Source organism: Butyrivibrio sp. INlla16 (genome assembly GCF_900104155.1).
In the GTDB taxonomy this organism is placed as follows: domain Bacteria; phylum Bacillota; class Clostridia; order Lachnospirales; family Lachnospiraceae; genus Butyrivibrio.
Genome location: NZ_FMYB01000048.1, coordinates 16,700 through 30,340 on the forward strand (window position 1 = coordinate 16,700; position 13,641 = coordinate 30,340).

Annotated in this window: 16 protein-coding genes and 2 pseudogenes; 17 read left to right on the forward strand and 1 reads right to left on the reverse strand. The window is 41.3% G+C overall.

Annotation, left to right across the window (positions count from 1 at the left end):
* Positions 1–73 precede the first annotated feature (73 nt).
* The 17 genes and pseudogenes from BLR42_RS17745 to BLR42_RS17820 all read left to right on the forward strand — a co-directional run bounded on the left by BLR42_RS17745 (position 74) and on the right by BLR42_RS17820 (position 13,323).
* The gene (locus tag BLR42_RS17745) at positions 74–1,339 is read left to right on the forward strand and encodes a carboxylesterase family protein (protein WP_091872031.1); all 1,266 of its coding nucleotides are present in this window, start codon (positions 74–76) and stop codon (positions 1,337–1,339) included.
* Between the two features lie 269 nt (positions 1,340–1,608).
* Positions 1,609–2,187 (forward strand): TetR/AcrR family transcriptional regulator, encoded by a 579-nt coding sequence (locus tag BLR42_RS17750; RefSeq protein ID WP_091872034.1) that lies wholly within the window; start codon positions 1,609–1,611, stop codon positions 2,185–2,187.
* A gap of 187 nt (positions 2,188–2,374) precedes the next feature.
* Positions 2,375–3,394 carry an NAD-dependent epimerase/dehydratase family protein gene (locus BLR42_RS17755; RefSeq protein ID WP_091872036.1) on the forward strand — a complete coding sequence of 340 codons (1,020 nt, stop codon included), beginning with the start codon at positions 2,375–2,377 and terminating at the stop codon, positions 3,392–3,394.
* A gap of 36 nt (positions 3,395–3,430) precedes the next feature.
* A complete protein-coding gene (locus tag BLR42_RS17760) occupies positions 3,431–3,790 on the forward strand; it encodes a dihydropteridine reductase (protein ID WP_091872039.1) in 360 nt (119 codons plus the stop codon).
* 253 nt (positions 3,791–4,043) lie between these two features.
* Entirely contained in the window at positions 4,044–4,283 is a 240-nt protein-coding gene (locus BLR42_RS17765; protein ID WP_091872042.1) for a hypothetical protein, read from the forward strand.
* Between the two features lie 84 nt (positions 4,284–4,367).
* Complete coding sequence (locus BLR42_RS17770; RefSeq protein WP_330387390.1) at positions 4,368–4,598, forward strand: hypothetical protein; 231 nt, start codon at positions 4,368–4,370, stop codon at positions 4,596–4,598.
* Between the two features lie 365 nt (positions 4,599–4,963).
* On the forward strand, positions 4,964–5,194 hold the full coding sequence (locus BLR42_RS17775; RefSeq protein WP_091872045.1) for a hypothetical protein: 231 nt from the start codon (positions 4,964–4,966) through the stop codon (positions 5,192–5,194).
* Positions 5,195–5,585: 391 nt separating this feature from the next.
* Positions 5,586–5,918 (forward strand): helix-turn-helix domain-containing protein, encoded by a 333-nt coding sequence (locus BLR42_RS17780; protein ID WP_091872046.1) that lies wholly within the window; start codon positions 5,586–5,588, stop codon positions 5,916–5,918.
* A 210-nt stretch (positions 5,919–6,128) separates the two neighbouring features.
* On the forward strand, positions 6,129–7,553 hold the full coding sequence (locus BLR42_RS17785; protein ID WP_091872049.1) for an AAA family ATPase: 1,425 nt from the start codon (positions 6,129–6,131) through the stop codon (positions 7,551–7,553).
* Positions 7,543–8,277, forward strand: coding sequence for a hypothetical protein (locus BLR42_RS17790; RefSeq protein ID WP_091872052.1), 735 nt, complete (start codon positions 7,543–7,545; stop codon positions 8,275–8,277). The genes BLR42_RS17785 and BLR42_RS17790 overlap by 11 nt, the downstream gene beginning before the upstream one ends.
* Positions 8,278–8,421: 144 nt before the next feature.
* Positions 8,422–9,144 carry a hypothetical protein gene (locus BLR42_RS22975; protein ID WP_022770064.1) on the forward strand — a complete coding sequence of 241 codons (723 nt, stop codon included), beginning with the start codon at positions 8,422–8,424 and terminating at the stop codon, positions 9,142–9,144.
* Positions 9,098–9,241, forward strand: coding sequence for a DUF6462 family protein (locus tag BLR42_RS24125; RefSeq protein ID WP_242826453.1), 144 nt, complete (start codon positions 9,098–9,100; stop codon positions 9,239–9,241). The genes BLR42_RS22975 and BLR42_RS24125 overlap by 47 nt, the downstream gene beginning before the upstream one ends.
* A 165-nt stretch (positions 9,242–9,406) precedes the next feature.
* Positions 9,407–10,627, forward strand: coding sequence for a site-specific integrase (locus BLR42_RS17800; protein ID WP_091872055.1), 1,221 nt, complete (start codon positions 9,407–9,409; stop codon positions 10,625–10,627).
* 623 nt (positions 10,628–11,250) lie between these two features.
* On the forward strand, positions 11,251–11,532 hold the full coding sequence (locus tag BLR42_RS17805; protein ID WP_091872058.1) for a hypothetical protein: 282 nt from the start codon (positions 11,251–11,253) through the stop codon (positions 11,530–11,532).
* Positions 11,533–11,592: 60 nt separating this feature from the next.
* Positions 11,593–12,192, forward strand: coding sequence for a ParA family protein (locus tag BLR42_RS17810; RefSeq protein WP_091872061.1), 600 nt, complete (start codon positions 11,593–11,595; stop codon positions 12,190–12,192).
* A pseudogene (locus BLR42_RS17815) lies at positions 12,159–12,770 on the forward strand (recombinase family protein); the annotation flags it as partial. The gene BLR42_RS17810 and the pseudogene BLR42_RS17815, both read left to right, overlap by 34 nt.
* Positions 12,745–13,323, forward strand: coding sequence for a hypothetical protein (locus tag BLR42_RS17820; RefSeq protein WP_091872067.1), 579 nt, complete (start codon positions 12,745–12,747; stop codon positions 13,321–13,323). The pseudogene BLR42_RS17815 and the gene BLR42_RS17820, both read left to right, overlap by 26 nt.
* Positions 13,324–13,460: 137 nt before the next feature.
* On the opposite strand, the pseudogene BLR42_RS23355 reads toward BLR42_RS17820, so the two are convergent.
* Positions 13,461–13,641, reverse strand: a pseudogene (locus BLR42_RS23355) (hypothetical protein); the annotation flags it as partial.

Sequence of the window (13,641 nt, forward strand, 5' to 3'; positions counted from 1 at the left end):
ATGGTAGCTCGCAATATAAAATACTCCAAAACTTTTATAATAAACAGGAACAGATATATGGAGGAATTTTATAATGTTCAAGAGATTAGCAACTATTTTGACAACATGTGCGATAACCGTATCTGCAGTTGCTTGTGGAAGCCAGACACAGCAAGCAGATAGTACCCAGACCGGATCATTGGAAAGCACTCAGGAAGAAAGTTCTTCTTCTGAAGAGGTAAAAGAAGAAGCTTCAGATTCTGCTGCAGAAACTGAAACAACTACAGATACCGGTTCTACGTTAGAGCTGGGACTTGTCAGTGACACGCTTGCGGAAGATGAAGAGGGTCTTGTGGAGACATATACAGATCTTTTTGACCAGCTCACTTATACTGATGAGGAGACAGGTCTTTCTATAACTTATAATCTGTATCTGCCTGAAGGATATGGTGAAAATGCAGAATATCCAATGGTTGTGTTTATAGGTGATTCAACAACTGCAGGAACTGATGCGGAGTATTCACTTACACAGGGGCTTGGTGGCCTTGTATGGGCAACATCAGAATGGCAGTCAGTATATCCGACCATAGTAGCTGTACCAACATATCCTGAAACAATTCTTGATGACCATGATGGATATAGTACAACAGAATATGTTGAGCTCACCAAAAGATTTATTGATCACATGTCAGATGAGTACGCAGTAGATACTGATAGAATCTATGGAACAGGTCAGTCCATGGGATGCATGACGACACTCATACTTGCATCGGAATACCCGGATTTATATGCTGCGTGTATGTTTGTTGATGGTCAGTGGGATACGGAACTTCTTTCAAATCTGGAGGGGCAGACCTTCGTTTATTTTGCAGCTGAAGATGATACGAGTGCATGGACCGGAGCACAGGACCTTATGGCCAGATATGATGCAGATGGTGTCACTTACACATATGCACAGTGGAATGGCACATGGTCAGCAGATGAGCTTTCAGCAGCTGCCTCAGAATTATTCAGTGGAGAAGCTACAGGAGCGTATTTTATATCCTGGAAGACAGGAACGATTGACGCAGGAACAGGCAATTCACCTATGGGCGGTGGAGATGGCAGCTTTGGCGAAAGAGGAAACGGCGGGCAGATGAGTTCTTCTGAAGAAGGAGGCCTTTCAAATCCCGAGGCTGCTACTGACGCTTCTTCAGATGTAAGTGAAGATAAGCCGGCAATGGAAATGACCGGCGAGAAGCCTCAAGGAATGATGGGCGGAAATGGTGGAGGCGCCGGAGGCGGAGCTACATACCATATGGCTTCATTTGATTACGCCTATAACTGTATAGCAGTTATGGAATGGTTGTTCCGGCAGTAAGAAAGCATGAGAATTTAATACGGCACATTACAGCAGCTATGGAGAAATCTGTAGCTGCTTTTATTAAGTAAGGTAAATTGTGATATCATTTTAGTATGAGTTATCGAATGAAATTTCAGAAATGCGCACTACGCTGCGCATTTCGTGAGAATATGATACAAGTGCAAATAGGCCCTGCGACGTAGTCGCACTGGAATGGCCTATTTGTCATATATTCCCGAGTTTTATTCGGGAATATATGAGTCTACAGGTGTTAGGAGTGCTTTGCTATGAACAAGAATGAGAGCAAGTATTTTAAGTCAGCGGAAAAAATGCATACAGCGTTACTGACACTTCTTGACAGTAAAGATTTTGAACTTATTTCTGTTAAGGAGATATGTGAAACCGCTGGCGTTAACAGATCCACCTTTTATCTTCACTATGATAATGTAAATGATCTTCTGCATGAAACGGTGGAAGCTGTATATAAAGATTTCTTTGGGCGCTTTGGTGCTGAGGGGCCTGGAGCACTTGATGTTGATGAAAAAAATGAGGATGAGCTATTTCTTGTAACACCCAAGTATCTGATGCCATATCTGGATTTTGTGGAAGAGAACCGCAAGCTCTTTTATCTGATGTATGAAAAGAACGAGATGATGGGCGCAGAAAAGACCTATGAAACCTGGTTTAAAACAATATTCGGCCCCATTCTTACAAGGTTTGGAGTTCCCAAAAAAGAACAGCCACTTATCATGGTCTTTTATCTTAAGGGCATTATCGGAGTTGTCACTGAGTGGGTACGAGGTGGATGCACCGAGTCAAAAGATGAGATCATAAGCGTCATACAGAAGTGTATCATCAAGCCATAACGAAGAAAGACACTATATCGGATTTACAAATCAACACTTTTTACAAAACGTGTCGGGACCTGTACTCCTGAAATCAACACATTTTGCAAAAAGTGTTGTTCTTTTTATGTGCTCATTTTCCTATAATGACTTCAAGCTCAAAGCAAAGAGCGAAAAAACAAATTGAGAATGAGAAAGGAAAAGATAAATGAGCAAAACAAATAAGATGTATCTGGTAACAGGAGCAGCAGGATTTCTTGGAAGCACAGTCTGCAGAAAGCTTGTTGATAGAAACGAAAAAGTAAGGGCATTTGTCCTTGAAGGCGACAAGTCAGCAAAATATCTTCCTGAGGAAGTTGAAATAGCATACGGCGATCTTTGTAACAAAGATGATCTGGAAAGATTCTTTGAGACACCTGAAAATACGGAAGTAATTGTGCTTCATATAGCGAGCATCGTAACAGTAAATCCTGATTACAGTCAGAAAGTCATGGATGTAAATGTCGGTGGAACAGAAAACATCATAGAGATGTGCAAAGAGCACAAAGTATCAAAGCTTGTCTATTGCTCATCAACAGGAGCAATACCTGAGGAAGAAAAAGGAACCATAAGAGAGTGCGAAGGATCTATTCCCCTTGATCCTGAGAGAATCAAAGGCTGCTACTCATTGTCAAAGGCTATGGCAACAAACGTGGTGCTCAAAGCTGCAAAGGAAGGCCTTAACGCCTGTGTTGTTCATCCGTCAGGAATCCTTGGACCTGAGGACTTTGCAATGGGCGAGACCACCAAGACTTTAGTTGACATCATCAATGGCGAGATGCCCGCCGGAATTGACGGAAGCTTTAATCTGTGTGATGTAAGGGATCTGGCTGACGGACTCATTGGAGCAGCGGATAAGGGAAAATGCGGAGAGTGCTACATTCTTGGGAATGAGCCTGTCAGCTTTAAGGATTTTACAAAGCTTGTTTCAGAGGAGAGCGGTTGCAAGCAGATGAAGTTCTTTTTACCAATATCAGTAGCAAACCTGATTGCCGGGGTACTTGAGAAAAAGGCTAAGAAGACTGGAGAAAAGCCTCTTATGACAACATTCTCCGTTTACAACCTTGCAAGAAACAACCGATTTGATTCAAGTAAAGCAAGTAAGGATCTGGGTTATACCACAAGGTCATATAGAGAGACCATACGTGACGAGATCAGATGGCTCAAAGAAACAGGAAAGATCGCATAAAAAGGACATTCAAGAGAAAAGAAGGAGAAGAATACGATGAACGATTTAGATAAGGTTTATGCAGAAAGTGTTGCAAAGGATTACATGCCAAAGGAAACAAATAAGGTAAGGCAGCTTAAAAAGCTTGATGAAAGAGCAAAGCTTCCGGCATTTATAACAGCCATGACGCTTGGAATTATTGGGACTTTGATCTTTGGAACAGGGATGTGCTTTGGACTTAGCGTCTTTGGAACAGGAGAAATTTTCATGGTCATTGGGGTGCTTTTTGGAATAGTAGGTGCTGCAATCTGTGGCATCAACTATCCTTTATACAAGAAGCTCCTTAAAAAGGGCAAGGAAAAATATGCCTTTGAAATTCTGGAACTTGCCAAAGAGATAACAGGAGAAGCACAATGAAGCATACCAGTTCTTGAAAGGGCACTTTTTTGAGTTTTTATTTCAATTTTAATGTATAAGCAGTTTGTAATAGGTCATAGAATGTAATCCAAGTTGGTGATTTTTGATAATGCCTGTGAAGTGAAAAATTGTTAATTATGACCTTTGAAACAGGGAACATTTATGTGGTAACATCAAAATGTAACGAGTAGCAGATTCTGCGTAAGACCAGTTTCTACTACTCGTTTTTAATTAAAGAAAGAGAGGCAAGGATATGAAAAGGGTTCAGGCGGCATGCATATGTCAGACATTGCATTTTTTTCAGAAGGATGAAGTTTCAAAAGAGCGAAACGAAAAACTTTCAAGAGAAGAGATAGAAAAATATAAGCAGTCTCTTGAGCATGCAAAGACAGAGTACAAAATACTTGAGGAAACCAAGCAGGATGATGGCTCTATCGTCATCAAGGTGATCAAGCAGTACAACAATAGCCCTATCGGAGATTATTTGAAATAACAAAAAGGAGACATAAGTGGCGTGTGGCTTTAGGCGTAAATCCGGCTGATGGCTACACGCCTCTTTTTGTGTGGTGAAAAGACAATGAATGATAATGAAAACAAATTTTTAGGAACAGAGCCTGTTGGGAGCCTGATGAGAAAATATGCTATTCCCTGCATTATCTCCCTACTGGTAGGAGCTCTATATAATATCGTGGATCAGATATTTATAGCTAACGCTACATATCTGGGATCCTATGGTAATGCAGCCAATACAGTTGTATTCCCACTTACGGTGATTGCTCTTGCTATAGCCGTAGCTCATTTGTTTTAGAGAATACTTCTTTTACGGACTCGCGTGTAAAAAATTGAAAATCTTCTTGAGGAAATTGCATCAGTTGTATGCTCTGATCTAAGTTGGAAATATCAGCTATAGCTATTTTTTTTCGACCAAATTCTTCAATCTTGTTGTATCTACTGAGTATCATTGAGAATTCACTACAAAGCTGACCAAATAATAATTGAAGACTGAAAGCGGCATGAATTCTGGAATTGAGGCACTATGATTGATGGAGTTGTACGGGAAGTGTTCTGTGGCTGTTCTATTGTTGTTCCTAAACTGTTCACTTTTTTTCGTGCTGACGTATTAGTTTTTTCTACATATAATATGCACTGTTGTATGAAAGGAGTGAGTATTATATGAATTCAGAAAAAACGTTAGTTCATGGGGGATGCACAAACTGTGGCTACGTCATGATGCATGTTGAGGTTGTCAAGGGATGCCTGCAATGTCCAAATTGCGGGGAGTGGCTTAGGGTAAGTGTTAAGAACAGAGGCTACTCCGCTCATCCGGCATCTGAGGAAGATATTAAGGAAGCTATTCTAATGAGGAACAAATATGCCAGGGAATGCAGGGAAGTAGCAACGTGAAATATCAGTAGGTTATAGTATTGACTTTGAGCTCAGACATCATGGGGAAGATATCGGGCTGTTGCTGTAAGTTTGAAAACTGAATAGTTTGAGGTATATGTGAACGAAGGGCTGAATCGCAGCAAAGAATAATGTGGGGTTCTTCTATATGTAAATAGAAACCAAAGGAGGAGGCGTAAGTCGAACGAGCCCCGCTCATGTGCCAAGAGTTTGCCTAGAGCTGTATATGCTGAAAATAAAAATAGCACCAAGGAGTCTGCAAAACGGAGATGTGACCATAACTATTATGGTTTTGTTTCATTACCGTTTTGCAGGCTTCTTTTTTGATGCAAACTGAATAGCTCTAGGCAGGTCGTGTTTCCGTTTTCAGGCTCCGGAAAAGGAGAATGAAATGGAAACAAAGAACATCGGAGAAAGACTGAGACTGCTTAGAACAAGGAGCAACATGAGCCAGGAGGAACTGGCAAGAAAGCTTCACCTTGGAAGCCGAAGCGCTGTATCGGAGTTGGAGATGGAGAAAAGGACACTGTCTCCAACAATGATAAGAGAGTATGCTGAGCTCTTTGACGTGTCAGCTGACTGGATTATCTTCGGACAGGATGATAAGGAACGCATGGAAAGGAAAATAGAGACGGATGAGATACTGAAAGCATTTTTTTCAATAAGGAAGGGTTCAGTTAGGAAAGTTGCCATCGAGCAGGTTAAGGCTCTCGCAAAGCTGTGATTATAGAATTCTGAAGGCAATTTGAATGTCAATATGAGGTGTGTATGAGATGGCATGTAATTTGACTTTGGGTAATCAACTATAAAATGTTACGACGAAAGCTGATATCGATACAAAATGTATCGAACGAATCATTCATATTGACGTTTTGCCAAATGAGTGGTATTCTATCTATGTATCGACTTTTGTCAAAATTGGTGGAGGTGAAAGATGTCTAAGCTTGATGTAAGAATCACTGGAATATCCATTGAGAACTTCAAGAACGTGATATCAGGGCAGGTTGAATTAGTAAACACGAGGAAAGCATATCGAACTAGTATACTAGGGATATATGGGCAGAATGGTTCAGGTAAGACGGCGCTCATTGACGCTATTCTTCTGCTAAAATACAACCTTTGTGGCCAACGAATACCACCTATGTTTGCAGATTACATACAGGTTGATGCGGATTTTGCAAAACTCAGATATGTGTTTAGTGTGAAGAACAAAGAATGTGAATATGAGGTTTTTTATGAGTTTTGTATAAAGAAGGAAGAAGATGTTACTGGACAGAACTCAGATGTTATTACGGGAACAAAGGAAAAGTATAAAACAGTAGTATATGATGAGGTTATCAGTTACTCCTATGAATCCAAATCAGAAAAGATGAGGAAATCTACACTTATAGATACAAGGACAGACGAGTTATTTCTTCCTGCTCCTAAGCGTGAATGCCTTATCGGAAATGATAAAAAGCTCAAACTTGACTTGTTGGTTGCAAAGAGGGTTGCTTCGGCATCTTCCAGATCCTTTATCTTTTCCCCTGAGTTAATAAATAACATAAGAGCTAGAAGTAACAATAATCATGATACTGAGTTCCTTAGACATTATCAGATGATAGAAAGCTTAATTACCTATGGTAATTTTGAATTATTTGTTATAAACACTGCGAACTCAGGTGTCATTAGCATGAATGCCCTGCCACTTGCCTTTAAGTACGAGAAAGCACAAAAAGGCGCAGTTGGCAATATGGTTATCCTCCTTGATGGAACTTCTATTATTCCTGAGGAAATGCTTGAGCTTGTGAAAAAAGTCATGCAGGACATGAATATTGTTTTGGAGAAAATAGTTCCGGGACTAACTATTAGTGTAAAAGATCTGGGAAAAATTGTTCAGCAGGACGGTCAAGTTACAAACAGAATACAGCTGATGTCGCATAAGAATAATAAAGAGATTCCTCTGAAATATGAGTCAGAAGGAATAAAAAAGATTGTATCAATTCTACAGTTGCTTATAGTAATCTATAACCAGACTTCTATTACGGTAGCCATTGATGAGCTGGATTCCGGTGTCTTTGAATATTTGCTTGGGGAAATCCTTAGGATATTATCGGAGAAAGGAAAGGGACAGTTAATCTTTACATCTCACAATCTCAGACCATTAGAGACACTTGATAAGGGATTTATTGCATTTACAACGACAAATCCAAAGAATAGATATATAAGGATGAGTGGAGTTAAGGAAAACAATAACCTTAGAGATTTTTATTTCAGAGATATAGTATTAGGCGAGCAGAACGAAGAAGTTTATGATCATACGAATAACGCTGAAATAGCTCTTGCTTTCCGGGAGGCAGGTGAGATAAGTGGCTCGTAAGAAAATAGTTTTTGTAATAGTCGAGGGCCCTTCCGATGACAGTGCTTTGGGTGTAATTCTTAGCAGACTGTACGATAAAAATACGGTACATGTAGAAATAACTCATGGAGATATAACTTCTGAAAGTACTGCCAAGCCGGAAAACATTGCTTCCAAAGTCGGAAATATTGTCAAAGCTTATGCAAAAGCAAATCATTTTAAGCAGGAAAATTTTTTGAGTGTCATCCATATCATTGATACGGATGGGGCTTTTATTCCAAAAGATCACGTCATAGAAGATGCTAATGCTGAAGAACCGATATATACGCTTCAAGAAATAAAAACGTGTAGACCTGAACAGATAATAAAACGTAACGAGAAAAAAAGCGAAATCATGTTAAGGTTATCAGCACTAAATAGCGTATGGGTATCTGTGCCATATAAAGCATATTATATGTCAAGTAATCTTGATCATGTGCTGTACAATAAGCTAAATAGCTCTGATGATGAAAAAGAAGACGATGCATATACTTTTGCAATCAAGTATAGGGATGACTTGGAGGGCTTCCTTTGTTTCATAATCGATTCTGATTTTTGCAAGTCGGATGACTACAAAGAATCCTGGGAATTTATACAGAAAGATCTTCATTCCTTGGAAAGATGGTCAAATCTTGGCATTTGCTTTAAAGAAATCAGAGAAGAAAGAAAAAAAGAAAATAATAAAAGTGATGAAAGCAGTCATTGAATGGCTGCTTTTATTATGTCTGAAACTCGGAACATGATGTCTGAACATCGGACGATTTTGAAACTGTTTGTACTATATTATATAAGAGTCTTAAGACCAACATCATATTGCTTTTGGTTTTCATCGTTTCAAAGGAGGGGAAAGATGGCAGCTGAAAATGATTTTCTACTTATTTATGCGGAATCTGACAACGGCAAGAGGATCGACATCATATTTGAACACTATGACAACTTTCTTGAGCTGGCGGATATGTTTGAAGGAAGGCTCTTCGATGATATTAAGGAAGAGAAGGCTTTTAACCGGAGAGAGGCAAGAGGAGATCTTGGTATCAGGGTTCAGACCTCAGGGAAGAGTGATCCGACCTGCATGGAGGCGACAGGAAATCTGACCCTGATACAGGATATACAGGATGGGAACATCGATGATGCCATGAAGGGCGCAGATGAGGATATGAAGCACGATATCCAGATCCAGGCTCTTCAGGATATGAGGACAGATTATAAGGATCTCAATGATGCCATGGTCATCCTTCCGAGAAAACAGAGAAATGAAGTCAAAGACCTTCTTACCGGAGAAAGAGATCTCCAGCAGATCGCGGATGACAGCAAGAACTATTACGACTCTGCCAAGTCAAGGGTTTACCGCAACCGCAGCAAGGTAAAGAAAAAGGCAATAGAATTCATTGAAGATACAAGAAGAAAACAGATGAGAAGATGGAAGGAGTTGTGCAATGCCAAAGATGAGGAAGCAATTGGAGGAAAAAGAACTGAGGGAACTGGTGATGTCGGGTCAGAAAAAATACGTAACCTACAAGGAGGCGATGCTTCTGTATTCTCTGGGGAGACACTCTATAGAAGAGCTGGCTAAGGATGCAAAAGCAAGATATTACGTGAAGGGTCGTGTCTTGATCGATACGATTAAGGTAAATGATCACATAGAAAATAATTGTGAGTATGACGAGTAATCCATAGGAATCCATACAGATACACACAAGTCCAAATAGCAGCATTTATGCGGGTTTTGGGATTTTTAAGAGGATAAATATGGATTGAAACTGAGGAATATGACGGATTATAATGAACTTATGAACCGGCTATTCCTCTTTTTATTAGATAAATGGAGGAATCAAATGCCAAGAAAAGATAATAGAGGATATGTTCTGCATAGCGGTGAGTATCAGAGAGCAGACGGCAGATACTGCTTTGCCTACACAGACCGCACCGGTAAAAGACATCAGATCTATTCAAAGACACTGGTTGGAATGAGAGAGCGCAAGAAAAAACTCCTTCGCGACTATGAGGATGGACTCGACCCTCATAAGGCAGGCACGATCGAAGTGAGCCATATGGTCGACAGTTATCTTGCTACCAAGTATGACCTTAAGGTATCTACAAGAGGAGCTTACAGGAACAGTGCCAAGTACATTGATGAGGGGATCGGAAAATGTAAGATTGTCGATATCAAGTACTCAGATATCAAGAGGTTCTACTACGGCCTGATGCTTGAAAAGGGATTAAAGGCAACCACAGTCGATCACGTGAATACTGTGCTCCATCCTGCGTTCCAGATGGCGGTAAGGGATGGACTTATAAGAACCAATCCTACGGAAGGCGTCATGAATGAGATCAAGCACAGCAGGTACTGGATCAAGGAAAAGAGATTTGCCCTTTCGATTCCGGAACAGAAGCAGTTTATGGATTTCCTTCGCTCCAGCAGCAAGTATCATGGATGGCTCCCGATTTTTACGGTCCTTCTGGGGACCGGAATGAGAATAGGAGAATGCCTCGGCCTTACCTGGGATGACCTTGATTTTGAGAAGCGTATCATCAGCGTCAACCATTCACTTAGCGACAGACCTGATGAGGAAGGCGACTGCAGAAAGCGTATTGAGACCACCACCAAGACTGCCGCCGGAATGAGGACAATACCCATGGTACAGGAAGTGTTTGATGCTTTTCTTATGGAATATGAGTTCCAGAAGATCATCGGTTTCTGCGAGGAAGAAGTGGATGGCTATTCTGGATTTGTATTTTCCACAGGAAGCCGCACCGTACAGATGGCAGGAGCAGTCAACCGCGCACTCCACAGCATCATAAGTGATGCCAACAAGCTGGAGGAAAGACTAGCAAAGCAGGAGCACAGAGAACCTATTATGATACCGCAGATATCAGCCCACAATCTCAGACATACATTCTGCACGAGGCTGTGCGAGAATGAGTCCAACTTGAAAGTCATCCAGTCGATCATGGGCCATCATGACATCTCAACGACCATGGACATCTATGCAGAATGTACCGGAGAAAAGAAGCAGGAAGTAATGGCAAATCTTGAAGGTAAGATCATCATCTGAATGACACAGGTATGTCTTTGGACATGGAAGGCGTCATTTGGGGAAAAAATTTACGGAAAGGTACTGACAAATGGATCAGGAAGTATTATACTGAGTTTAGTACAAAGTTCAGAGATGTAAACGAACTGAAATGTGCATCAGCAGATATTGAAAGATATCGATTATGATTCATCGGGTTCTCCATCATGGAGATTATCCATAGGTGTCCAAAGAGGGCACGTCCTGCACCAAAAAGGACAGCAGATAAGGTACACTCTACGACGCGCTATGGATAAAAGTCAGTCCCGTGACCTTTCTAAAACGAACGTGTATGACATGCTAAGACACGGTATGGAAGAATCAGTAAGGATTTTCCCGACATTGAAATCACTTGACAAGTAAGAATGCAGTGTTTATGCGGGGTTCAAGAATTTTTGAACTCGAAAAAATGACCTTTGTACGCCATCTGTACACCATATAACAGCCGTATAATGAAGTACATTGATGTAAAACCGATGTATTGAGTATGGTATCAAATGAATAAGTTACCGTTTCGGCGGGTAATAAAAGGACATTTTCCTTAAGAGAAATCTAAAGGAAGATGTCCTTTTTTGCGTCATGATCAACTACCAGAAGGAGGAAAGATGAGAAAAACAAGAATCTACATCAATGGTACTAAGAACGGAGTCGAATGGATGAAAAAGGTGATCGGCAGGAACAATCAGGTAGAGATACTTGATGTTGTCACCGGAACCAACGAGAGGAACAACGATCATCACTGCAAGATGTATGTGATCAAGAGGCAGGGTGTTCCGGGAAAAGGTACAAACCATAATTCCAGAACAGGATATAAGCAGAATGGAAAACATGGTGAGACCGTAAGATCATCCAGCGGTATGTATTACAGAGGAAAGGGCAACAGATAAAAAATAATTGAAGCTGCATCAGCTTCACCATAGCGCAAAAAGCGCAGAAGGAGAAAAAGTATGGCAAAGGTAATTGCAGTAGCAAATCAGAAAGGCGGTGTGGGAAAGACCACTACTACAGCAAGTCTGGGAATCGGACTTGCAAGGAAGGGGAAGAAAGTCCTTCTGATAGACGCAGATCCACAGGGCAATCTTACAGAGTGCCTTGGCTTCCAGGAACCGGATGAAATGAAGGTCACAATCGCAGATGCCTTTAAGAAGCTCCTGAACGAGCAGAATGAAGAAAAGGTAAATCCGCAGGATTACATAATTCACAATGATGAGGGTGTAGACCTGATACCTGCAAATATATCACTTGCAGACATTGAACTCATGATGGTAGCAGTGACAGGCAGGGAGTTCATTCTGGAGGATTTTGTAGAGCCTATTCTGGGTGACTACGATTACATCCTTATAGATTGCATGCCTTCACTGGGAATTATCACTGTGAACGCTCTGGCAGCTGCCGACAGTGTACTGATACCTGTCAAAGCAGAATACCTTCCGGTAAAAGGTCTTGTACAGCTCCTCAAGAGCATCAACAGGACACAGAAGCGTATCAATACCAGACTTCTACCCTGCATGGTGATGATGATTTTCTGCCGTTCCGTAATATCATGAATGAGTGGTATGCGAAAGACACGAGCAAGAAGATCCGCTCAACATTCAAGGCAAAGGGCGATGCCGGAAAGCATGTCGCAAGCTCACCGCCATACGGCTACATGAAAGATCCCGATGATAAAAATAAATGGATCATAGACGAGGAAGCCGCTGAGGTGGTTAGGCGGATATTTAAGCTTACCCTTGAAGGAAAAGGCCCATTTCAGATATGCAAGATCCTTGAAGCCGATAAGGTTGAGATACCCGCTTATCACCAGCAGAAGATGGGAATGGGATTATGGCTGAACAGAGAATTGAATCATCCATATCGATGGACGAGTTCGAGTGTGGCTTCGATACTCACGAGGAAGGAGTATCTGGGGCATACGGTCAACTTTAAGACAAGAAAGCACTTCAAGGACAAGAAGAGCCACTATGTAGCACAGAAGTATTGGCAGATTTTTGAAGATACGCAGGAACCGATAATTGACGAGGAAACTTTCTACAATGCTCAGAAATGCAGGACGGGCATTAAGCGTTATCCGAATGGATGGGGAGAGCCGCATCCGCTTGATGGTAGCCTATGTGCAGAGCAAGGGTTGGACTACCTTTGATGAAATGCAGGCTGATAGAAAGGCATTAAAGGGTAAATGTGATGAGCTTGAAGCGAGCAGAAGCACCATGAATGACCGTATGGCATATCTTGAAAAGTTGCTTGATTATCACGCGCAGTATGAGCCGTATCAGAAGGTCAATGCCGAGTATTGGAAGCTGAAGAAAGCGGAAGATAAAAACGGTAAGCCACTTGGCTTCTTTAAGAAGAGTCAGGCTGAGGAATACAAGCGTAAGCATCAGACCGAGCTGAACACTTATAAGATCCACCGTGATGTGCTTAAGGATATGATCAAGGAACCGGATAAAAAGATCAACCCGAAGGCATGGCAGAAAGAACTTGATGGCTTGCGGGAGAAGTATCAGAAAACCGAAAGACCGTTATCAGAGGCAACGCTGAATCTTGCGAAGATGGAAGTTCTGAGCCATAACAAGAGGGATCTTGAAAGAATGCTTCAGAACGAGCGCGGGCAGAAAGAACATGAAATTAACAGAACAAGAAGAAAGGATCACAATATGATCTCTCGGAATCTTGAGTGATCATGCCAGCTAAATTCTGGCAATTGAACTTTGACAAGTGAATATTACCCAAGATGAAAAAAAGATGCAAAACAGGGCATGAATAATAGACATAACACTGTTGCTATGCCTGAGAATGCTGTATGATATTTACGAGATCATGCTACATTACAAACCAACTTTCTCGGGGCGGATTCGTAAGGCAGATCCCATGCATCCAAATGTTGTAACATGAGGATGTGATAGAGGCGGCAGTACCACATCTTTGTTGAGCGGTGCCTGCCGCTTTCTAGCTTGAAGTCTATTTTCTCACGCTTGTTTGAGCGTTCAACAGAAGTT